Annotated in this window: 17 protein-coding genes and 1 pseudogene; 14 read left to right on the forward strand and 4 right to left on the reverse strand. The window is 67.7% G+C overall.

Annotated elements, in window-relative coordinates:
* The first annotated feature begins 108 nt into the window (after positions 1–108).
* The 3 genes from ACOCMH_RS05475 to ACOCMH_RS05485 all read left to right on the forward strand — a co-directional run bounded on the left by ACOCMH_RS05475 (position 109) and on the right by ACOCMH_RS05485 (position 5,063).
* Positions 109–753, forward strand: a complete 645-nt coding sequence (locus ACOCMH_RS05475) for a response regulator (protein WP_427308148.1) — start codon at positions 109–111, stop codon at positions 751–753.
* A 248-nt stretch (positions 754–1,001) separates the two neighbouring features.
* The gene (locus ACOCMH_RS05480) at positions 1,002–1,658 is read left to right on the forward strand and encodes a LuxR C-terminal-related transcriptional regulator (RefSeq protein WP_427308149.1); all 657 of its coding nucleotides are present in this window, start codon (positions 1,002–1,004) and stop codon (positions 1,656–1,658) included.
* Positions 1,659–1,751: 93 nt separating this feature from the next.
* Positions 1,752–5,063, forward strand: a complete 3,312-nt coding sequence (locus ACOCMH_RS05485; RefSeq protein ID WP_427308150.1) for an ATP-binding protein — start codon at positions 1,752–1,754, stop codon at positions 5,061–5,063.
* A gap of 25 nt (positions 5,064–5,088) precedes the next feature.
* On the opposite strand, the gene ACOCMH_RS05490 is transcribed toward ACOCMH_RS05485, so the two are convergent.
* The gene (locus tag ACOCMH_RS05490; RefSeq protein ID WP_427308371.1) at positions 5,089–6,171 is read right to left on the reverse strand and encodes a LysR family transcriptional regulator; all 1,083 of its coding nucleotides are present in this window, start codon (positions 6,169–6,171) and stop codon (positions 5,089–5,091) included.
* Here ACOCMH_RS05490 and ACOCMH_RS05495 point away from each other — a divergent pair.
* Positions 6,152–7,273: a pyridoxal-phosphate dependent enzyme gene (locus tag ACOCMH_RS05495; protein ID WP_427308151.1), complete on the forward strand. Its 1,122-nt coding sequence runs from the start codon at positions 6,152–6,154 to the stop codon at positions 7,271–7,273. The two genes, ACOCMH_RS05490 and ACOCMH_RS05495, sit on opposite strands and share 20 nt — an antisense overlap.
* A 26-nt stretch (positions 7,274–7,299) precedes the next feature.
* Positions 7,300–8,268 (forward strand): tripartite tricarboxylate transporter substrate binding protein, encoded by a 969-nt coding sequence (locus ACOCMH_RS05500; RefSeq protein ID WP_427308152.1) that lies wholly within the window; start codon positions 7,300–7,302, stop codon positions 8,266–8,268.
* Between the two features lie 72 nt (positions 8,269–8,340).
* Here ACOCMH_RS05500 and ACOCMH_RS05505 read toward each other — a convergent pair whose 3' ends face one another.
* Positions 8,341–9,375, reverse strand: a complete 1,035-nt coding sequence (locus ACOCMH_RS05505; RefSeq protein WP_427308153.1) for an AraC family transcriptional regulator ligand-binding domain-containing protein — start codon at positions 9,373–9,375, stop codon at positions 8,341–8,343.
* Positions 9,376–9,542: 167 nt separating this feature from the next.
* Between ACOCMH_RS05505 and ACOCMH_RS05510 the strand changes: the two genes are divergently transcribed.
* From ACOCMH_RS05510 to ACOCMH_RS05525, 4 genes are all read left to right on the forward strand, one after another.
* Positions 9,543–10,019: a 2,4'-dihydroxyacetophenone dioxygenase family protein gene (locus ACOCMH_RS05510; protein ID WP_427308154.1), complete on the forward strand. Its 477-nt coding sequence runs from the start codon at positions 9,543–9,545 to the stop codon at positions 10,017–10,019.
* 54 nt (positions 10,020–10,073) lie between these two features.
* A complete protein-coding gene (locus tag ACOCMH_RS05515; protein WP_427308155.1) occupies positions 10,074–11,498 on the forward strand; it encodes a DUF1254 domain-containing protein in 1,425 nt (474 codons plus the stop codon).
* A gap of 220 nt (positions 11,499–11,718) precedes the next feature.
* Entirely contained in the window at positions 11,719–13,314 is a 1,596-nt protein-coding gene (locus ACOCMH_RS05520; RefSeq protein ID WP_427308156.1) for an MFS transporter, read from the forward strand.
* Positions 13,315–13,345: 31 nt separating this feature from the next.
* Positions 13,346–13,807 carry a MarR family winged helix-turn-helix transcriptional regulator gene (locus tag ACOCMH_RS05525; protein WP_427308157.1) on the forward strand — a complete coding sequence of 154 codons (462 nt, stop codon included), beginning with the start codon at positions 13,346–13,348 and terminating at the stop codon, positions 13,805–13,807.
* 11 nt (positions 13,808–13,818) lie between these two features.
* Here the strand turns inward: ACOCMH_RS05525 and ACOCMH_RS05530 are convergent, their stop codons facing one another.
* Both ACOCMH_RS05530 and ACOCMH_RS05535 read right to left on the reverse strand, forming a co-directional pair.
* Positions 13,819–14,484, reverse strand: a complete 666-nt coding sequence (locus ACOCMH_RS05530; protein ID WP_427308158.1) for a response regulator — start codon at positions 14,482–14,484, stop codon at positions 13,819–13,821.
* A 275-nt stretch (positions 14,485–14,759) separates the two neighbouring features.
* Entirely contained in the window at positions 14,760–15,716 is a 957-nt protein-coding gene (locus tag ACOCMH_RS05535) for a LysR substrate-binding domain-containing protein (RefSeq protein ID WP_427308159.1), read from the reverse strand.
* An 808-nt stretch (positions 15,717–16,524) separates the two neighbouring features.
* Here ACOCMH_RS05535 and ACOCMH_RS05540 point away from each other — a divergent pair.
* From ACOCMH_RS05540 to ACOCMH_RS05560, 5 genes and pseudogenes are all read left to right on the forward strand, one after another.
* Positions 16,525–16,815 (forward strand): transposase, encoded by a 291-nt coding sequence (locus tag ACOCMH_RS05540; protein WP_427308160.1) that lies wholly within the window; start codon positions 16,525–16,527, stop codon positions 16,813–16,815.
* A 70-nt stretch (positions 16,816–16,885) separates the two neighbouring features.
* Positions 16,886–17,266, forward strand: coding sequence for a hypothetical protein (locus tag ACOCMH_RS05545; protein ID WP_427308161.1), 381 nt, complete (start codon positions 16,886–16,888; stop codon positions 17,264–17,266).
* Between the two features lie 52 nt (positions 17,267–17,318).
* Complete coding sequence (locus ACOCMH_RS05550) at positions 17,319–18,665, forward strand: DUF3300 domain-containing protein (protein WP_427308162.1); 1,347 nt, start codon at positions 17,319–17,321, stop codon at positions 18,663–18,665.
* A 3-nt stretch (positions 18,666–18,668) separates the two neighbouring features.
* Positions 18,669–19,546, forward strand: a pseudogene (locus ACOCMH_RS05555) (DUF2950 domain-containing protein).
* Positions 19,547–19,721: 175 nt separating this feature from the next.
* The gene (locus ACOCMH_RS05560; RefSeq protein WP_427308163.1) at positions 19,722–20,810 is read left to right on the forward strand and encodes an extracellular catalytic domain type 1 short-chain-length polyhydroxyalkanoate depolymerase; all 1,089 of its coding nucleotides are present in this window, start codon (positions 19,722–19,724) and stop codon (positions 20,808–20,810) included.
* The last annotated feature ends 32 nt before the right edge of the window (positions 20,811–20,842 follow it).

A 20,842-nucleotide genomic window follows, 5' to 3' on the forward strand; every position in this document is an offset into this window, starting at 1 on the left:
AGAAGACTCCTAATATTCAAGGCAGCGAAGATGACCGGTATTGAATGCCGGCTCAGTTCCCGGCACACCGGTGCGTGGCCACGGAACCGAAAAATCAAGGGGGTATGAATGATCAAGGTAATCATTGCCGATGACCACCCCGTCGTCCTGGACGGAATGAGCCGGGTGCTGGCGCTCGAAGTTGGCATGCAGGTGGTGGGCAGCGCGACCAATTCGACCCAACTGGTCGCATTGCTCGAAAGCACCGATTGCGACGTCATCGTGACCGATTACTCCATGCCGGGCGGACAGTTCGGCGATGGCCTGCCGATGCTGCAGATGCTGCGGCGCCGTTATCCCACCACGCGCATCGTGGTCATGACCATGCTGGATAATCCGGCGCTGATCCGCAATATCCAGAAGGTCGGTATTTCGGTGATTCTCAACAAGACCGATCCGGTCCAGGAATTGATTCCGGCGGTGCGCGCGGCGTTCAGCGGTTTGAGCTACCAGCCGGCATCGGTGCGCGCCATCCTGGCGTCGGGCGGGCTCGATGAACTGTCGCGCCGCCCCATCCTGACGCGGCGCGAACTCGAAGTGATCAGGCAGTGCGCGGCCGGCGTGCCAGTCATCGAGATTGCGCGCCAGGCCAACCGCAGCAGCAAGACCATCAGCGCGCAAAAGAGCATTGCCATGAAGAAGCTGGGTCTGGCCAACGATTATGAGCTTTATGAATATGCCCGCACCAACGGCTTGCTGGGCGGCGCCCGATAATCGCCGCCGCAGCGCGGCGGCCGCGTGAGCGCCGCGGTTTCTGCTTCTTTTTCTCTTTCTCTTTTCCTTTTCACTGTCGATTTCCGCGCGGGCGCTGGCCGGCAGGCATTGCCACGCCTCGAGCGCGCGCAGCCTGCTGAGCGGCGCCGGATCAGAAAATACCGCGGACTTTTCAGGCTTGGCTGATTTCGAAAGCCAGGCGAATGGCCCATCCTGAAACCGGGATAACGCTGGAGCGTAAGGCGGCCATGGAAAAGATCCGGGTGATCGTCGCGGACTCGCAACCTGTCATGCGGCGCCTGATGGGCCGGCGGCTCGCGGCCAGCGCCTGCATCGAACTGACTGGCCTGGTGGCCGATGAACGCGACCTGGTGCACGCACTGCGGCAAGGCGCTTGCGACGTGGTGGCAATGCGTTTCCCCCTCAGCCATGGCAACGATTCCGCTCCGTCCGGCTACGCCCGCCTGGGCGCGCGGCTGGCCGCGCTGGGGCGGCAGCGCGTAGTCGCCATTGCCAACATCGCGGATCGTGCCGGCGTGCTGCAGCTGATCAAGGAGGGCTGCCGCAATGTCGTGACCGCACGCGACCACGCCGACGAGGTCGTGAAGGCGGTCCGGATGGCACACCTGGAACTGGCCTCGGTCTCGGAAATCGCCTGTGACCTGATCTGGGGGCGGCGCTGCCGCAGCCTGGGCGACTACGGCGACTGGGCCGAGTTGCTCACCACCCGCGAAAGCGAAGTCCTGCGGCTCTATCTGTCCGGCTTGTCCGTGACCGAGATCGCCGTGCGTACCGGGCGAACCGTCAAGACGATCAGTACCCAGAAGCAGAGCGTCATGCGCAAGATCGGCGCCGACAACGACGTGGAGCTCGCCGCCTTCGCCATCCAGCGCGGCATGTTGTGACAGGCCAGGCGCTGCCTGCGGCGAGCGCACGCGTCACGACTTTCAAACCGGCCGGCGGCACCGGCCGGCCGCGACTTTGATACGAGGTAAGCAATGAAAAGGCTGATGCCGACCGACAGCAGCGCCGCATTGCCGTTGAGCATTCGCCAGATCCGCTATCTGGTCTACCTGTTCTCGGCCTGCGTGGTGGGCCTGACCGTCTTGTCCTGGGGCGTGCTGCTGCACTACCGCCTGCGCGAGGCCATCGACCGCCAGGGCCTGGTGCTGCGCGCACAGTCCGAACAACTGCAGTCGACGCTGCACCGGGCCGAGGCGCTGACGGTGCGTGCGCAGGGCTCGCTCGCGCGGCTGTCCGATATCGGCCTCGTCGACGCGGTGGCGGCTGCCCGCGACACGCAGTGGACCGACCGCCTGCAGCGGCGCGGCGACCGCCAGTACATCGCCCTGCTGGTCTCGTCGGCGCAGGCCGGCACGCCGGGCAAGCGCCTGAAGGACCTGGCCGACGTGATGACGTTCACCTTCCGGGTCAACAACCTGCAGTACCGCGACGTGCAGAACGCCTACCTGATCGACCTGCAGGCCGACCAGCTGTACGTCATCCCGCGCCGGCTGAATCCGGCGCGCGCGCTGCTGCAGGGCGACGACGCGCGCCGGACGTTCCTGCGCGACACCGTGCAGCGGCTGCGCAATGATGCGCTGCTGGCGCGCCTGCGCGCACACCCGGGGCAGGCGGTGATGCTGCCGCTGGCTCAGGACTGGATCAGCGGCATGCGCACGGTCACCTTTGCCACCCTGGTGCAAGATGGTGGCGAGCCGGCCGCGGTGCTGGCGATGGAGTTCCCGCTATCCCCGATGTTGCCCGACGTTCAGGCCGTGGACGGCGACTTCCTGCTGCTGACCGATGCCGGCATGGTGCTGACCGCCGATGGCATGCCTGCCGGCCCCCTTGATGCGCCCGTGGCCGCGGCACTCGCCGCCGCGGGCGCGCAGCCGGGCACGGTGCGTTCAGCGCTGGTGCGGCACGGCCTGTTGCAGCATCTGGTGGTGCTGGAGTACCCGCTCGACGCCTGGGGCTGGCGCACCGTGGGCGTGCTCGAGGTCGGCCGCGTGTGGCGGCAGTTCCGGGCAAACACCTTGTGGATGCTGGCGCTGACCGGCTCGTTGTCGCTGCTGATCTTTGCGTGGATCTGGCTGATCGACCGGCGCATCATGCGTCCTGCCCAGCGCCAGTCCCTGCGCCTGCAGGAAAGCGATGCGCTGGGTCGCTTCGTGATCGAGGTCGCGGGGGTGGGGCTGATGATCGTCGAGCGCAGCACGCGCCAGGTGCTGCTGGCCAATGCCGCCGCCCAGTCGCTGATCGACCAGGCCACGCCCGCCGGGCTGGCGCAGCTGCAGGACGCCTGCGCAGCGCGCCTGGCCAGCTGCGACGCCGGCGCCGAAGGGCCGCCGCAGGTGCTGCCTTGTTTCGACGTCGACATGGCCGGCCGCGACGGCGAGACGCGCTCGCTGGAAGTCCGCCTGGTGCAGATCACCTACGAGGTCCGCGCGGCGGTGCTGTGCGCCCTCAACGACGTCACCGGGGCACGGCGCGCAGAGGCGCGCCTGCGCGAAGCGATCCGCGCGGCGGATGCCGCCAACCGGGCCAAGTCTTCGTTCCTGGCCACCATGAGCCATGAAATCCGCACCCCGCTCAACGGCATGCTGGGCAGCATCGAGCTGTTGGGCATGACCCGGCTCGATCCGCGCCAGCGCGACCAGCTGGCCGTGATGCAGCACGCCTCGCAATCGCTGATCGACATCATCAACGACGTGCTCGACTTCAGCAAGATCGAGGCCGGGCAGATGTCGCTGCAGCCGCGGCCGTGCCGCCTCGATGCGGTGGTCGAGGAGGTGACCCGTGGCTTTGCGGCCGAAGCCGCGCGCAAGCACCTGCGCCTGCTGTGCATCCCCGATCCGTCGCTGTCCGAGCCGGTGATGGCCGATGTGGTCAAGTTGGAGCAGATCCTGAACAACCTGGTCAGCAACGCGGTCAAGTTCACCGAGCAAGGCAAGGTGATCGTCACGGCGCGGCGCGTGCGGGCTGGCCATGGCGGCAGCGCCGAGGGCGTCGAGATCCGTGTCATCGATACCGGCATCGGCATCGCGGCGCAGGACCAGCGCCGCTTGTTCGAGCCGTTCGTGCAGGCGGAGCAGCCCGATACGCGCCACTATGGCGGCACGGGCCTGGGTTTGTCGATCTGCCGGCGGCTGGTCGAACTGATGCGCGGCGAGATCCGCGTGGTCAGCGAGCCAGGGTTGGGCAGCTGCTTTATCGTCAGCCTGCCGCTGCCCGGTGCCGGCATCGAGCCGCCCGCGCAGGCATGGCCGCAGGCTGCGCTGCGCGGGCTGACTGTCGGCCTGAACGTCACCCTGCGCGAACTCTACCGGGGCGTTGAGCAACTGCTGCGGTTCTACGGCGCACGCGCGGTCAGCTACGATCCCGGCGCGCCCCCGGCAACGCCGGTCGACGTGCTGGTCTGCGACGAACAGGCCCTGTCTGCCTGCGCCGATGCCGATGTGGTGATTTCCGCGCTGGCGCCGGCCTCGCCGGATCTGACCCAGACTCCCGTGGTGGCCTCCCCGTACGCCTGGCAGGGCCTGGTCGCGGCAATCGCCACTGCCGCCGGCGCAGAGGTCGCAGCGGTGCCTGCGACGGCGCCGGCGCACGCCGAGGCGCCTGCCGCGCAGCTTGCCTTGCTGCTGGTGGAGGACCATCCCATCAACCAGTTGGTCATGCGCGAGCAGCTGGAAAGCCTGGGGCAATCGGTCGACCTGGCCGGCGATGGTCCCGAGGCCCTGTCGCTGGCATCGGGACGGCGCTACGACCTGATCCTGACTGACCTGCAGATGCCTGGCATGGACGGCTTCACGCTGGCGCGGCGCTTGCGCGACACCGGACATGCGATGCCCATCGTCGCCATTACGGCGAGCGTCGGTCCCGACGTGGCCGAGCGCTGCCGGCAGGCCGGCATCGACCGCTGCCTGACCAAGCCGGTCGGCCTGGCCACACTGCGCGAGCTGCTCGAGGACTTTGCCGGCCCCCGCGTGGGCGCACGCCCGGCGCCGGACCGGCATGCCGGCGGCGGCGCCGTGCTGCACGCCGACGCGCTGCGCCGCGATCAACGCGAACTGGCCGAGGCGCTGCGCGCCGGCGATGCCGAGACCTTTGCGCAGCGCCTGCACGGGCTGGCCGGAGCGTTGTCGGTGATCGGCCATCCGGTGCAGAGCCAGGCTTGCCGCTGGCTGGAGCAGACCGTGCGGCGCGCCGGGCTGGGCGCCATCGGTGCCGACTGGCAGGCAATCGATGCTGAACTGGAGCAACTGGCGGACAAGCTGGAAGCGCAGTGCGGCAGCCACGCCGCCTGACGCAGGCGCCGCAGTCGCGCGTGCATCACTGCAGATCGGCCAGGCGCTGGCGGCACAGGCTCACGAACTGCTGTGCCGCCGTGGACTGGCCCAGGGTCGGATGGAATGCCAGGATGGCGCGGAAGCGGACCGGAGCGGTCAGCGGTACGCTGCGCAGCCCGAGCGCGACGTAGGTGCGGGCGACCAGCGGATTGGTGATCGCCAGGCCGGCGCCGGCCAGGGCCAGTGAGCATTGCGTATGGCTGTACGGGGTCGTCGCCACGAAACGCGGCGCGATGCCGAGTTCGGCAAAACACGCCTGCAGCCAGCGTTGCGCGGGATCCGCGGCGTCCAGGCCGATCAGCGGCACCTCGACAAGGTCCTCGATGCCGACTTTCGCGCGCGTCGCGAACGGATGCGTCGCCGGCGCGACGCAAACGGCCTGCACCGCGTAGAACTCGGAAGCGGTCAGGCCGCTGGTGTCCGCTTCGTCGCCCATGAACGCGATATCGAGTTCGCGCTGAAGCAAGCGCTCGCGCAGGGCCCTGGAGCTGTCGACCTCGAGCTGGCAACGCACGCGCGGATAGCGGTGGACGAAGTCCGCCACCGCGGTCGGCATCACGCTGGACGCCATGGCGTGCAGCACCCCCACGCGCAGGACCGTATCTTCATGGGCCCGCAATTGATCGATCCGGCGTTGCACGGCGTCGAGGCCGACATAGACGCGTTCGACTTCGTCCATCAGGGACGCCGCCTCGGGCGTCGGCACCATACGTCCTTTGCTTCGATCGAACAGCCTCAGCCGCGCCGCCTTTTCCAGCTGCAGCACGATCTGTGTCACGGCGGGCTGGCTGATATGCAGGGCTTCGGCGGCCCGGCGCGCCGATCCGAGGCGCATGACCATGCGGAACACCTCGATCTGCCGGGCGCTGATGCCGGCTTCGGTGGCTGTCTCCATCTCTATCCTATAAGTTTTGCTTAAGTCGATCATCGGCGCGCCTGCGCATCCGTGGCGCCGCTTCGCATAGACTCGAGCCACTTTCACTCCGGCCTTTACCATGCGTGCCAGCCGCCATCCGCCTTCGACCAGACCGCTCCTGAATCCGGCAATGCAACAGCTGCGATGCATCACGTGCCAGGCTCCCTATCCGGTCGCGGACTTGCCCGAGGGCTGCCCCGCGTGCGCGGCCGCCGGTCGGCCAAGCAGCCTTGAGGTCGTCTATCAGCCTCACGGGCTGGGTTTTGCCCCGAAAAGCGGAAGTTATATATGGGGCCATTGGCAGCCCTACCTGGATGGCGTGTCCCTGGGGGAGGGCGCCACGCCATGCGTGCCGGTGCCAGCGCTGGCGACGCTGGCCGATGTGGCCTCGGTCTGGATCAAGAATGAAGGCGCGAACCCGACCGGCTCGCACAAGGACCGCATGTCGGCGCAGGCCGTCAGCCGGGCGCTCGATATCGGCGCGCGCGAGGTGGTGCTGGCGTCAAGCGGCAACGCCGCGGTCTCGGCCGCGGCCTATTGCGCCGCCGCGGGACTGTACTGCGAAGTTGCGACCTACCAGGCGCTGCCCTCCGTGTTTGACGCGGCGTTGCGCCATTACGGCGCACGCCGTGTCGTCTGCGAAAACGGTCATGCGCGCTGGGCGCATGTGCGCCGGCGCGTCCAGCAGGAGGGAGCCTTCGCGCTGACCAACTACAGCGTGCCCGCGGTAGGCAGCCCCGTATTCGGGGTAGAAGGTTACCGGGCCGTCGCGCTGGAGTGGGTTGCACAAGGGTGCCGGCCCGACCATGTCGTCGTACCCACCGCGCGCGGCGATCTGTTGTGGGGCATCTATAGCGCGCTGCGGGACCTCGTCGCGCTCGGGCATCTGCCGAACATGCCGCGGCTCTGGGCGGTCGAGCCGTTTCCGCGGCTTTCGCGGGTGCTGGCGGGGGCGTCGCAGCAGTCCGATTTCGCGGGCACGACCCGGCAGTTCTCCACGGCCGGCTCAACCGTGACCGCCCAGCAGGTCCTTGCTGTCAGGCGCTCGGGCGGCGGCGCGGTGTTCGTCGACGACGCGGCGGCACGCGACGGCACGCGCCATCTCGCTGCCGCGGGATTCTGGGCCGAACTGTGCGCCGGAGCGGGATTTGCCGCGGCGCAGGCCCTGCGCGCCGACGGCCGCTTCGCCAGGACCGAAGCCGTGATGCTGATGCTGACCGCGCGCGGCGACCGCGATCCGGGGCAAGCCTGAACTTCAAACACCTTGGGGAGACACTCATGAAGCTGCGTTACCTGTTGGCCGCCATCACCTGCTGCCTCGCGGTCCACCTGCCCCCGGCCCTGGCCGGCTATCCGGAAAAGCCGGTCCGGCTGATCGTGCCCTGGGCTGCCGGCGGCAGTACCGATGCGCTGGCCCGCGCGGTCGCGCAGCGCATGAGCGAATCGATGGGCCAGTCCGTGGTGGTCGACAACCGCGCGGGTGCCTCCGGCCGCATCGGCGCCGACATGCTCGCCAAGTCCGCGCCAGACGGCTACACGCTGGGCATCATCGAGCTGGCGCACACCGTTGCGCCGTCCGTGTTCCGCCAGATGCCCTACGATGTGTTGCGCGACTTCACGCCGGTTTCACTGCTGGGCGAGGCGCCGCTGATCCTGTTCGCGGACAGCACGCAATACCGCGCCGGAGAGATCCAGCGCTTCCTGGCGGACTCGCGCAAAGCGGGAAAACCGCTGCAGCTGGCCACCAGCGGCAACGGCACGATCAGCCATCTGGCCGCCAAGATGCTTGAAAGCCAGGCCGGCATCGCGGTCGACCCGGTGCCGTACCGGGGCTCGGCGCCGGCGCTGACCGATGTGTCCGCGCAATTGGTCAAGGGCCATTTCGCTACGCTGGCAAGCGGCAGCAGCCTGCTCGGCGGCAACAAGATCTCGGCCTTGATGGTGACGGGCCCGGTGCGCGTGCCGGCGCTTCCTGGCGTGCCGACCGCGGCCGAAGCCAGGCTGCCGGGCATGCAGGTCAGCCAGTGGTGGGCCCTGGTCGCGCCCGCGCGGACACCAACAGCGGTGGTGACCCGGCTTGCCGACGAAGTCCGCTCGGCGTTGGCAAGTCCGCAGACCAAAGCCCGGCTCGACAGCCAGGGCATCGAACTCAAGTTGTCCAGCCCGGCTCAACTCGGCGACCGGCTGCGCACGGAGGTGGACCGCTGGGGGGTTCTGGTAAAGCAGGCGGGGATTCAAGCCGAATAACGCCCACCCTTGTCGCGCAGTCGTCCCGATCCAGGGCATCACAGGGCTTCGTCGCAGCGCCTGACGCGGCGGTCACAATGACCGGCCGCCACCACCGCGAAAATCCGACGGGCTGACCCCGTTGGCCCGCCGAAAGGCGCGGCTGAAATTGGCCACGTCGGTGAATCCGAGGCGGTAGGCGATCTGTGAAATCGGCATCTGCCCCTCGCGCAGCAGCTTTTGCGCGCGTCCGTTGCGGACTGCGATGGCGAGGTCGCGGAAGCTGCTAGCCTCCTTCTTCAGGTAGCGGTCCAGCGTGCGCGCCGAGATGCCGATCAGGCCGGCAAGTTCCTCCAGCGTCGGCTGGCTATCCTCCGCTTCGGTCAGCATCATGACCACCCAGCCGGCCCAGTTGCCCTGTTCGGTGTTCCGTTGCAGCTGGATGCGGCAACGCTGCTCCGCCATGCGGACCGCGTGGGCGTCGGCCATCGGCAGCGGCGCGTCCAGGCTCCAGGTATCGGCCACCATGCGGATCCCGGGCAGCGGCGACGCGCCGAAATGCACGCGCGCAGGCGCCAGTTCGCGATAGCGAGCCGCATGCGGCGGCGCTTCCATTGCCATGTAGATGTCGTAGACCGAGGACGGGTTGCGCAGCAAGGGCTTGCATTGCAGGTGCACCGATACGGCAATCGCCTCCTGGAGCAGGTTCAGCGTTTGCCGGACCATCGGCAGCGCCGGCCGGAAGATGACTTCCGCGCGATCGCCGGTACGCTCGTAACGCATCCTGAACATCGGCGTCAGCAGCTGGTAGTAGCGCGAACACAGCCGCAGCAACTGGTCCAGCGTGGTGCACGAAAGCATGGCATACCCGAGGATATCGTGCGAATTCAGCTTCAGGCGGCACCCCCACTCGAAGCCGAGGTCGCTGCGTCCGGTCACTCGCACGGCTTCTGCCAGCAGGCGGTCGATCTGCGGCGAGGTGAGGCCGAAATCCGTTTCGCGGAAGCGGTCCGGATCGATGTCCGCCGCACGCGCCAGTTCCTCCAGCGAGGTGCCGGCGGACTTGAAGTAGTCGCACAGCAGCAAAAAATAACGGGCCGGTAGCAAGGGGCGGGCGGTGGCTCTCATCGTTGAAGGGATGCGGGGGGAACGGGCGCGCAGTGCGGGGCATGCGGTGTCTGGAAATGATAGATCGCTGTCTGAAAATGACAAGCCTGGCCCGGGACTGTCTCCGCAGAATGGAAGCCAAATTCTGCCGCGTCCGTCCCGGAGGCGGCCACTACAGGAGACAGGCCATGCTGTTCGAATCGATCAACACCGGTTGCCTCGACGGCGACGACACGCCGTGGATGCCGTTTGCGCCGTACAGCAACGACGTGATGATCAAGTACTTCAAGATCGATCCGGTACGGGGGGAAACCATTACGCTGCTGAAGGCGCCCGCCGGCATGGAAATGCCGCGCCATCACCATACCGGCACGGTGATCGTCTACACCGTCCAGGGAAGCTGGCGCTACAAGGAGCACGACTGGACCGCCCACCCCGGCAGCGTGGTGTACGAGACCGCCTCGACGCGGCACACGCCCCAGGCGGCGTATGCCGAAGGCCCGGACATCATCACCTTCAATATCGTCTCGGGCGAGCTGCTCTACCTGGACGACAAGGACAACATCATCGCGGTCGAGAACTGGAAGACTTCGATGGAGCGCTACCTTGGCTACTGCCAGGCCAACGACATCCAGCCCAGGGACTTGTCCACCTTCGAAGGCTGATCCGCCCGCCGAGAGCCGATCCAGAACCAGGTCCCAGCAAAGACAGGAGCAGGCATGACGACCCTGACCAACATCCCGTGGCTGCGGCGCGCCTGCGCCGCGGTGCTTGGCATGGCCGCGCTGATTGGCAGCGCAGGCGCGGCGCCGCGCGGCCTGGCCGAGGCGCAGGAGATTGCCACGGAGGCGTATCTCTATGCTTATCCGATGGTGCTGATGGAAGTGACGCGACGGGTCTCGACCAACGTCGCGGCGCCAGACCCCAGGAGCGGCATCCGCGCCCCCATGAACCAGTTCGCGCATGTGCCCGCCTTCCCGGACGACAAGTTCGACGCCGTGGTGCGGCCGAATGCGGACACGCTCTACTCGTCGCTCTGGTACGACGTCTCGCGCGAGCCGCTGATCATTTCCGTGCCGGATTCCGGCGGCCGCTACTATCTCCTGCCGATCCTCGACATGTGGACGGATGTCTTTAGCTCGCCTGGCTCGCGCACCACCGGCAACGGTCCGCAGCAGTTTGCCATTGTCGGCCCGCGCTGGCATGGCAAGCTTCCGGCCGGCATGTCCGCCTATGTCTCGCCGACAGCCACAGGCTGGATGATCGGCAGGACGCAGACCAATGGCAGTGCCGACTATGCCGCCGTGCACAGATTCCAGGCCGGCCTCCATGCCACGCCGCTCAGTGCCTGGGGCCAGCGCGGCTACAAGCCACTGACGGGCCAGGCCAACCCGCGACAGGACATGAGCGCGCCGGTGGAGCAGGTGGCGAAGATGGACGCTGCGCGCTACTTCGCCATCTTTGCCGAGCTGATCAAGCATAACCCGCCGCACGCCAACGATTACCCCATTCTCGACCGCATGGCGCGCCTGGGGCTGGTGCCGGGACAGGCCTTCGCCATGCACCGGCTCGCGCCGGATCTGCAGGCGGCGCTTCAGGCCGCTCCGGCGCAGGCGCGCCAGCAGATGGCCCAGGCGCTGCCGCGCTCCGGCGCCGTCAGCAACGGCTGGAGAATGATCGGCAACCCGATCGGCACCTACGGTACTGACTACCTGCGCCGTGCCGTGGTCGCCTTTGCCGGCCTCGGCGCCAACGTGGTCGAAGACGCGGTCTACCCGCTGGCGATGGCGGACGCCGATGGCAAGCCCTTCGACAGTGCGGCCAGGTATGTGATCCACTTCGACAAGGATCAGTTGCCGCCCGCGCGCAGCTTCTGGTCGCTGACGATGTACACCGATCGCCAGTTCTTTGCCGCCAATCCGATCCACCGCTTCGCCATCGGCGATCGCGATCCGCTCAAGTACAACGCCGATGGCTCGCTGGACCTGCTGATCCAGCGCGACCCGCCCGCGGGCGCCGAATCCAACTGGTTGCCCACGCCGGCAACGGGCGGCTTTTCGCTGAACCTGCGCCTGTACCGGCCCGCACCCGAGGCGCTGGACGGTACCTGGAAGCCACCGGCGGTCCGGCGCGACGCTGGCTGAGACCTGAGTGCGCGCAGCCCGGCCGCCAAAGCTCGATGGCCGGTGCTGCTGAAGTCGGCACAAGTTCTCGGGCCAGCCGCTGAAATGAACCGACTTCCCGTATCGGCGCTGGCGGCTATCGCCTGGCCGCGGTCGCGCCAAGCCTTCGCTGTTCCATCCGGCAAGGCCTTCGGAGATGCCCTATAATTCTTGACAATACAACGATTGATCGAGCAATAAAATGAACCCCGAGCCACACAGTGCTCCGCCCGCCGGCCAAATCCTGCCTTTTCGCGAATCGCTGATGGCCATGCTGGGGGTGGCCTTCGTGGTGATGCTGGTGGCGCTGGACCAGACCGTGGTCGGCACTGCGCTGCCCACGGTGGTAGCGGAGCTACAGGGGTTCGAGTACTACGCGTGGGTGGCCACGGCCTACCTGCTGACCTCGGTGATCACCGTGCCGGTGTTCGGCAGGCTGGGAGACTATTACGGCCGCAAGCCATTCGTGCTGGCCTCGATCGTGGTGTTCTCGGTTGCCTCCGCGCTGTGCGGCATGGCGCCGAGCATGCCGTTCCTGGTGCTGGCGCGTGCGCTGCAGGGTATTGGCGGTGGCATGCTGGTCGGTACCGCCTTTGCCTGCATTGCCGACCTCTTTCCGGATTCCCATGTGCGGCTGCGCTGGCAGGTAATGCTGAGCGCGGCGTTCGGCGTTGCCAATGCGGTAGGGCCGTCGCTTGGCGGCCTGCTGACGGAGTGGTACGGCTGGCGCGCGGTGTTCTATGTCAACCTGCCGGTCGGCGTGCTGGGTCTGTGGTTTGCCTGGCGGTACCTGCCGCATCTGCGCCAGCAGGCGCACCGCGGGCCGATCCGCGTGGACTGGCTGGGTGCGGTGCTGATCGCGTCCGGTCTCGGCAGCCTGCAGATGAGCGTGGAATTGTTGCCGGCGCGTGGCCTCGATGGCTACACCGCGGGCCTGCTCGCGCTGGCCGTGGTCGCACTGGCGGCGCTGTGGCAGTGGGAGCGGCGCTGCGCCAATCCGATCCTGCCGGTGGAGATGTTCCGTGACCCGGGGCTGGCGCCGCTGTTCAAGCTGGCGGTGTTCACTGGCTTCACCATGTTCGCACTGTTGCTGTATGCGCCGCTGCTGTTCCAGGGCGGATTTGGTTATTCGCCGAAGCAGGCCGGCGTGTTGATCACGCCGCTGGTGGTTTGCATCACCGTGGGCAGCATCCTCAATGGCCGCATCGTGACCCGCATCCGGCGCCCGAACAACATGCTCTATGCCGGCTTCGGCATGCTGGCGTTGTCCTGCCTGGGGTTGTCGCAGGCAACCCGCGGCATGCCGCACAGCGTGCTGCTGGCCATCATGCTGGTGGGCGGGCTCGGCCTGGGTTTCATCATGCCCAACCTGACGGTATTCGCGCAGCAGACCGCGGGGCGCGAGCACCTCGGCATCGCCACCGCCATGCTGCAGTCGCTGCGCATGGTAGGCGGCATGGTCGGCACGGCGATCGTGGGCACGCTGGTGACGCGCAGCTACACCGGCGGCATCGAACAGGCGCTGTCCGGCGCCAATGCCAGCCAGTGGGCGTCGCGCATGGCCGACCCGCAGGTGCTGATCGACAAGGCGTCGCAGGTGGCACTGCTCGGCCAGCTGGAACAGGCCGGGCACAATGGCGCATTGCTGCTGGAGCAGGCGCGGGTGTCGCTGGTGGGATCCATCCACCTCGGCCTGGTGGTGGCAGGCGCGGCGGCCGCGCTGGGCGTATGGTGTGCGCGCCAGGTGCCGTCGATCAGGCTGACCCGCGCCCCGGCGCCGGCGATGGCGGCGGACTGAAGCCGGCGGCAATTTACCCTGAGGAGAATGGATGGAACTGGAGCGACAGAGCGTGGCCGTATTGCAGCAGTTCGGCCGAACCTACCGCGCCTATGCGGGGGCGTTCGAGCAGCGCATGGGACTGCCCTTGCCGCGCTGGCGCATCCTGCATGCGCTGCATCACCAGGAGGGTGCCATCGGCCAGAAGGCACTGGCCGACCTCGTCGTCATGGATCCCGGTGCGCTGACTCGTCAGCTCAAGGCCATGCAGGAACTGGGCTGGGTCGAGCGCTCCACGTCCGAGCGCGACAACCGCGTGACCCATGTCACGCTGTCGGCGGCCGGCCGCGAGGTGGTGGCCCGCGCCATGCCGCTGCGCTCGGCGTTTCTTGAGGACGTGCTGTCCGAGGTGTCGCCCACGACCATGCGTGAGCTGTCGCGCGGCCTCGCCCGCCTCGAGGCGGGCATTGCCCACGCGCAGGCGCGCGCGACGGAGCAGGCCGACGCGGCGTGATGCCGTGGCGCTCAGCCGCTCAGCAGCAGGCCGTTGAGCGCGGCAAACTCGAACAGCTCGCGGTCGTTGGTCACGCCGAGCTTCTGCATGGCGCAGTTCTTCTGCCGGCTGATGGTCTTGACGCTGCGGCACAGCTGGATGGCGATCTCGCTGACCGAGCGCCCGGTCAGGTATAGCCGCAAGACTTCCATTTCCCGCCGCGACAGGCGTTGCGCACCGGCCCGCCCCGTTCCCAAGGGGCCGCCCGGATCGGCCTGCGACAGGACTTCCATGGCCGACTTGCCGATGTAGTGAAAGCCGCGCTGGATCCGGTAAACCACCGTGACCAGTTCGGTCAGCGGGGCGTCCTTCAGCACTAGTCCATGGATCTGGGTGTCGAGAATCGAGCGCAGCACCAGCGGGTTGGTAATCATGGTCAGCACGATCACGGCCATTGACGGGTGCCGTCGCCGCAGGCTCGCCAGCAGCCGCAGTCCGTCGCTGTTGCGTTCGCCCTGCGCGGGCATGTGGTAGTCCGTGATGACGACATCGGGGCGCAGGCTGTCGATGCTGTTGAGCAGCGCCGTCGCGCTGGTGACGCTGCCGCAGACTTCCCAGCCGGTCTGGGTGTGCAAGCGGTCTGCGACGGCTGCCGAGACCAGCGGGTGGTCGTCGGCAAGCAGGATCCTCAATGCCATCGGGTTGCTCCTCGATTCTTGTTCAGGCGGCGCAGCCTTCGGCGAACGTCAAGAAAACGCCGCACGCCAAGGGGACGTGCGGCGCAAAAATGACGCCAGACAGGAAGGCGCCGGACAACTGCTCGCATCGCTGCCGGTCCGGGCCAAACGGGAGACGGCCGGACTGCGGCAATGCCATGGCAGCATAGCGGCGCACCAGTCCGCCCGAACTAGGAGGATTCGTAAATCATGGCCCGGCATGACGCCTGGGCCCGCCAGCGCGCCGCCCCGCAGCCTCAGGTGGCAGCGGTCTCGGCCTGGAATGCGGCGCGTGCGTTGCGGCGTCCGTCGATGGCCTTGAGCGGGTCGCGCAGCACGGCGCTGCCGACTTCCATCACGTCGCGCAGCACGCCCTGGTCGCGGCTGCGCTCCGGCCCCCAGAAATGCAGCGCGGCCCATTCGGGGAAACTGCTTGGCGGCGCCAGCAGCCGGGTCTTGCGCTCGCGCGTGACCAGCGGCACGTTGAAATCCAGCACCGGGCAGATGCCGCCGGCGGAATGCAGCAGCGTGATCTGTGTATGCCAGGATGGCACCACGGTCTCGCGATGGCCGGGCGTGATGGCTTGCCGGCTCAGGAAGGCGCGCAGCGGGCTGCCGGCCTCGCTGTCTTCCTGCAACAGGATCCAGGCACTCTCGCTGTCCGGGCTGCCGCCGCGCGTGGCGCTGACCAGCCGCCGCGGCGTCGCCATGATGTTGTGCTGGCGCACGCGTTCGGGATCGTGCCCGCTGTCGACGACGAAGGCGCAGTCAAGCTCGCCATCTCCCAGCTGGCCGGCAAGCGCAGCGTCGGCAATCACCGGGCGCGTGACAAAGCTGTCTTGGGGAAATTGCTCGCACAGCGCGGTCAGGATCTCGGTGATGACCGGATCGCCGATCGACGAAGAAAAGCCGATGGAGACACGCCGGCCGCCGTCGTGGCGCTTGCTCAGGCCAGCTTCGCCGGGCCGCACCAGGTGGTTCCATTTGGCCAGGATCTGGCGCGCCGTCTGTTCCAGGCGCAGCGCGTGCGGCGTGGGCTCGAGCATGCCGTTGCGCTTGACGAAGAGCGGGTCGCCGGTGATTTCGCGCAAGCGCGCCAGGCTGTAGGCCACGGTGGGCACGCGTCCCTGGGTACAGGCGGCAACCGCGGTCAGGTCGCGGTACTCCATGACGAGAACAAAGACATGCAACAACTTCGTGCTGACATGACGCATTCCGACTTCTCCCGATACATGACTTCGCTTTCTTTTTCTGTCGGTCCGACGCAAACAGCAAGGCGCCAGTCATGACGCGCATGAAACCAGGGCGCACCGCGCGCTTCGGCCAGGCACGCTGGCGATTGGCACCGCGCCGGGCGAACTGAGTGGACTAATACGAAGCGCGCATGCAAAGCCTCCGGCACGATGCTTCACGACACGCGTGACACGCCGGCGTGTCGCCAGGACTCGACCAACTGCGTAGCGATGCTTTGATCCACCAAAATCCGGCGTATGCCGGCGGCCGGGATGGAACCGGCGTACTGGGGCGACTCCTTGACGGTGCGCGCTGCCGGAACCGCGCTTCTGCCGGTGCCGTGGGGCATCGTGCGAAGGCGTTTGAAATTTAGTTGGTGCCGAGGAAGCTTAATACATGCTTAGAAAAAGTCATAGAAACTTGAATTGATGACAGTCTTATTGAATTCATTTTCCCCGCTTTGTATCGCTCCCAAGACATGGCTTCAAATCAGCGTTTGCGGCCCGGTTTGGCGCCAAATGCCGGTTTTCCCGGAAGCTCGTCATCCCCCGCTCGGGTGAGGTTTAGTAACAATCAGTCCACGCTCGTTCCAAATTGGAATAACGAAATTTCGTAATCCGTACCTGGGTTACGGTACTGGCGTGCTCCAGATAATTTTCTTAACTCGCAGCGCGAAGACACTGAATTGCCTTTTGCGGCGGCCGTGGGCTAACTTACGGCGAGAGTCGGCACGGTTGGCGTCGCGGCTGTGCGACGCCTGCGCCTCGCCGTTGCGAAGCGGAGAGATTCGTGAACAGACGGTATTCGGAAGAGCAGATCCGTGGATATCTGGCCGAGGCGGCCAGCGGCGTGCCGGTGCGCGAGTTGTGCGCGCGCTATGGCTTCAGCGATGCATCGTTCTACGGATGGCGCAGCCGCTACGGCCAGCTCGGCAACGGCGAGGGGCGTGACGGGCGCAAGCTGCGCGAACTGCAGGAAGAAAATGCGCGGCTGAAGAGTATGCTTGCGGATGCACTGCTCAAGCTTGAGTTGATGCGCAACCGTACCGGCGGCCGTGGCGGCAGCGACAAGGACCGCTAGCGGCGGACGGTTCCTGCAACCCCGCCCACGGCAGGCACAGATTTGTCGTGGACGGCTCTGGAGTCTGGGTTTGACGAAGTTTCTTATCAAGGCGGGCATGCTGGCCTGCACCGCCATGGCGGCCGCCCCGTTGTGGGCAGCCGGCAATGCCAGCGCGGCTTCGGCCGCGGCGGCCGGCACGCCGATGGTGGCGCCGCCACCGCCGCGGATGCTGGATGAGGCCACGGCGGTGGTGGAAGGGCCTGGCGGCACGCTTTCGGCGTCGCAGCGGCAGCACTGCCAGGGCTTGCTCGACCAGATCAATGCATTGCCCGGCGGGCCCGAATGGTCCACCGGCAAAGATTCGGTCACCACGGCTGACGGACGCACCTACCCGACGCTGGAACGCCAGGCGGATCGCAAGCGCCTGGAAGAAGCGTATCGCCAGCAGTGCGCGCAGGAGCGCCGCTGAGCGGCGCACCGCGGCCGGCCGGCTGTCACTTGCCGACTTGTGGAGCGTCACTATGCATCGTCTTCAACAGCTCTTCGCATGGTGCCTGGCACTGATGTTGATGGCGCCGCTGCAGCCCGCGCTGGCACAAACCACGCTGAACCACGCACAGCTGGACCAGCTGACCGCGCCGGTGGCGTTATATCCGGATGCGCTGCTGTCCCAGGTGTTGATGGCGGCCACATATCCGGCCGACGTCGCCGCGGCGGCGCAATGGTCCAAGGCCAATCCCAGCCTGTCGGGCGACGCCGCGACCAAGGCAGTGGCCAGCCAGAACTGGGATCCCAGCGTGCAGTCGCTGGCCGCCTTCCCGTCGGTGCTCGACATGATGGGACGCCAGCCGCAGTGGGTGCAGTCCATCGGCGATGCGTTCCTGGCGCAGCCCAACGATGTGATGGACTCGGTGCAGCGGCTGCGCTTGCAAGCGCAGAAGGCAGGCACGCTCAAGACCACCGAGCAGCAGAAGGTGGTGACCCAGAGCTCAGGCGGCACCACCATCGTGCAGATCGAGCCGGCCAATCCGCAAGTGGTCTACGTGCCAGCCTATAACCCGACTACGGTGTACGGCACCTGGCCGTATCCGGCCTATCCGCCAGCGTATTACCCGCCGCCGCCAGGCTCGGTGTTCGCCACGGCACTGGTGTCCGGCATCGGCTTCGGGCTGGGCGTGGCCGCGGTCGATGCGATGTGGGGCGGATTTGACTGGCACGATCACGATGTCAATATCAACGTGAACCGCTACAACAACATCAATGTCAACCAGCGCCTGGACGTGAATCGCGCCAACGTGAACTGGCAGCACGACCCCGCCCGGCGCGGCAATGTGCCCTACAACAATGCGGCGGTGCGCGGCCGTTATGACCAGCAGCGCCAGGCCGGCCTGGCCAATCGCCAGGCAGGCGCGCAGCCGGGCCAACGCGTCGGCGGCGCCGGGGCCGTGCCGCGCGAGCCCTCCGCGCGCGACCAGGCACGCGACCGCGCCGCCCGTTCGTTCGAAGGCCGTACCGGCCAAGCGATTCCTGGCCATGCCGGCGGCGTGGCCGGTCGCACCGCGGGCGCGCAGCCCGGCGCGGGCGGCGCGGGCGCGCGCACGCCGCGGCCCGCGGGTGCCGAGCACCAGCGCGCGGACCAGGCCGCAGCGCGCGACCGCGCGCACCACGCCAATCGCGACAGCGCGCTGCGCGACGCCGGCAATGGCGACCGCGTGCGCCAGCAGACGCAGCGCGCCGCGTCGTTTGAGCACCATGCGGCGCCGGTGCGTCCGGCCGGGTTTCACCAAAGGGGCGTGCATCAGGGCGGCGGGCCAGGGGGAGGGGGCCGGCTGGGCGGCGCTGAACATTTTGGCCATGGCCGGAGGTAAAGCATGATGCGCAAGACCGGTAACCTGATTTCTGCGCTCGGCTTCGCGCGCGGGGCGCGCGTGCTGCCGCTGGTGGCTGTTGCCCTTGCCTTGTCGCTGGCCGTCCCCGCCGCGGCGCAACAGGTTTTTCCGAGTCCGGAAGCGGCGGCCGATGCGCTTGGCGATGCCATCGCGCGCAGCGATGGCGACGCGCTGCAGCGCGTGCTTGGCCGGCAATACCAGTTACTGGTGCCGCAGGGCTCGATCGACCAGGACGACGTCTATGACTTCCTGGGTGCATGGGCCCGCCACCACGCCGTGCAGCCCGACGGCGACCGCCGCGCGCGCATTGCAGTGGGAGAGAGCGGATGGACCTTCCCCGTGCCGCTGGCCCGGCAGAAGGACGGCTGGCAGTTCGACCTGCCGGCTGGCACGCAGGAAGTGCGCCGCCGCCGCCTCGGGCGCAATGAGCTGGTCACCATGGAAACCCTGCTGCAGCTGGCAGACGCGCAGCAGCGCTATGCCGAGCAGGTGGGCCAGGGCGCTACGCCAGGCGGCTGATCAGCACGGCAGGCAAGACCGACGGACTTTACTGGCCTGCCGCCAGTGAAGAGGATGCAAGCCCGCTTGGCCCCGACGCACTGGCGATGGGCCCCGAAACGCCTGCCGCCGAGGCGTTCTACGGCTATCACTACCGCATCCTGCCTGCTGGCCCGGGCAGCGGTGGTAGCTACGGCCTGATCGCATGGCCGGCGCGCTACGGCGATACCGGCGTCCATACCTTCCTGCTCGGCAGCGACCGCGTGTTCTACGAACGCGACCTGGGTCCCGGCACGGCCGCGCGCGCCAGGGCCCTTCGCAGCTTCTCGCCCGACGGCTGGAAGCGGGTGGCCGATCGCTGACCGCTGCGGCTTGCGCCGTCCGGCGGTCTTGGGGCCGCCGGCGGGCACCGCGGCACTTCCGCCGTTGCGCTCCGGTTTACCTCGCCGCCGATGGCGGGTGGACTTCTCTTGGCTGTGGTATGCTGCAACGCAACAATACAGGCATAGGGGGAGATTCCGTCATACAGGAGTCCTCATGACCAAGAGTCTTGCCACCGACTGGCAGGCGCGCATGCGGCGCCTAAGCCGCGTGCAGGCCCGCACGGAAGCCCAGGTGAAGTCCTGGCTCGAGCACATGGATTCTCTTAATCCGCTCACGCCGGCACGTCCGCCGGACCCGTCCCCGCGGGGCCGAACCGCGCGGCCATTACCTGCGTCAGACGCCTTGCGAGGCACCTGGCAGGCGCACCGGCTGCGCCTCGCGCCCATGCCGGGCGAACTGGTGCCCCAGCTTTCCTACCACCTCTACATCCCCTCCAAGGCCCACCGCGGTCCGTTGCCGGTGGTGGTGTTGCTGCATGGCTGTCGGCAGACGCCGGATGATTTGTCCGCGGGCACGCGCATGAATGCCCTGGCCGAACGCGAGGGCTTTATCGTCGCCTACCCGCAACAGCCATTGCGCCGCCAGGTGCAGCGCTGCTGGCAGTGGTTTGACCTCGGCGCCGCCGACGGCGGACGCGAGGCGCAGGCGGTGGCGGCGCTGGTCGACGCGCTGGCGGCGCGCCATGATGTGCGCGAGCGCGAGATCTACCTGGCGGGCATGTCCGCGGGCGCGGCCATGGCCGCGGTGGTGGCGCTGCGCTACCCGGACAAGGTGGCGGCCGTGGCACTCCATTCCGGCGTGGTCATCGGTGCGGCCGCCAACCCGCGCGCCGGCTTGCGCGTAATGCAGGCAGGCTCCGAGGCCGAGCCCGCCTGGCTGCTCGATGCTGCCGGCGTGACGCCGGGCGGTCCCGAGATGCCCGCGCTGGTGATCCACGGACTCGCCGACGATGCGGTGCATCCGCTCAACGGGCGCCTGCTGGCGCGGCAATTCCTGGCCTACAACGGCCTGGAAGACCGCCTCGCCGGCCGCCCCGCGCGCTTCGAGCCGGAGGGGAATGTCCCGGGCCGGTCGCATGAATACCGCTTCGGCCGCTGGCGCCGGGACCTGGTGACGCTGGTCGAGGTAGAGGGACTGGGCCACGCCTGGAGCGGTGGCGACGACCGCTACAGTTATCACAGCGAGATCGGGCCGGATGCCAGCACGATGATGTGGCAGTTCCTCCGCCAGCACCGACGCTGAGGCGCGCCCGCGCGTGCCCATGACAAAGGGAG

The organism is Cupriavidus sp. H39 (assembly GCF_050271075.1).
GTDB classification, from domain to species: domain Bacteria; phylum Pseudomonadota; class Gammaproteobacteria; order Burkholderiales; family Burkholderiaceae; genus Cupriavidus; species Cupriavidus necator_B.

Bases quoted from the DNA above. Each gene is read 5' to 3' on its own strand.
- ACOCMH_RS05480 (WP_427308149.1), top strand. From the start codon at position 1,002: ATGGAAAAGATCCGGGTGATCGTCGCGGACTCGCAACCTGTCATGCGG.
- ACOCMH_RS05500 (WP_427308152.1), top strand. From the start codon at position 7,300: ATGAAGCTGCGTTACCTGTTGGCCGCCATCACCTGCTGCCTCGCGGTC.
- ACOCMH_RS05495 (WP_427308151.1), top strand. From the start codon at position 6,152: ATGCAACAGCTGCGATGCATCACGTGCCAGGCTCCCTATCCGGTCGCG.
- ACOCMH_RS05510 (WP_427308154.1), top strand. From the start codon at position 9,543: ATGCTGTTCGAATCGATCAACACCGGTTGCCTCGACGGCGACGACACG.
- ACOCMH_RS05505 (WP_427308153.1), bottom strand. From the start codon at position 9,375: ATGAGAGCCACCGCCCGCCCCTTGCTACCGGCCCGTTATTTTTTGCTG.
- ACOCMH_RS05490 (WP_427308371.1), bottom strand. From the start codon at position 6,171: ATGCATCGCAGCTGTTGCATTGCCGGATTCAGGAGCGGTCTGGTCGAA.
- ACOCMH_RS05560 (WP_427308163.1), top strand. From the start codon at position 19,722: ATGACCAAGAGTCTTGCCACCGACTGGCAGGCGCGCATGCGGCGCCTA.
- ACOCMH_RS05535 (WP_427308159.1), bottom strand. From the start codon at position 15,716: ATGCGTCATGTCAGCACGAAGTTGTTGCATGTCTTTGTTCTCGTCATG.
- ACOCMH_RS05485 (WP_427308150.1), top strand. From the start codon at position 1,752: ATGAAAAGGCTGATGCCGACCGACAGCAGCGCCGCATTGCCGTTGAGC.
- ACOCMH_RS05515 (WP_427308155.1), top strand. From the start codon at position 10,074: ATGACGACCCTGACCAACATCCCGTGGCTGCGGCGCGCCTGCGCCGCG.
- ACOCMH_RS05475 (WP_427308148.1), top strand. From the start codon at position 109: ATGATCAAGGTAATCATTGCCGATGACCACCCCGTCGTCCTGGACGGA.
- ACOCMH_RS05525 (WP_427308157.1), top strand. From the start codon at position 13,346: ATGGAACTGGAGCGACAGAGCGTGGCCGTATTGCAGCAGTTCGGCCGA.
- ACOCMH_RS05550 (WP_427308162.1), top strand. From the start codon at position 17,319: ATGCATCGTCTTCAACAGCTCTTCGCATGGTGCCTGGCACTGATGTTG.
- ACOCMH_RS05530 (WP_427308158.1), bottom strand. From the start codon at position 14,484: ATGGCATTGAGGATCCTGCTTGCCGACGACCACCCGCTGGTCTCGGCA.
- ACOCMH_RS05520 (WP_427308156.1), top strand. From the start codon at position 11,719: ATGAACCCCGAGCCACACAGTGCTCCGCCCGCCGGCCAAATCCTGCCT.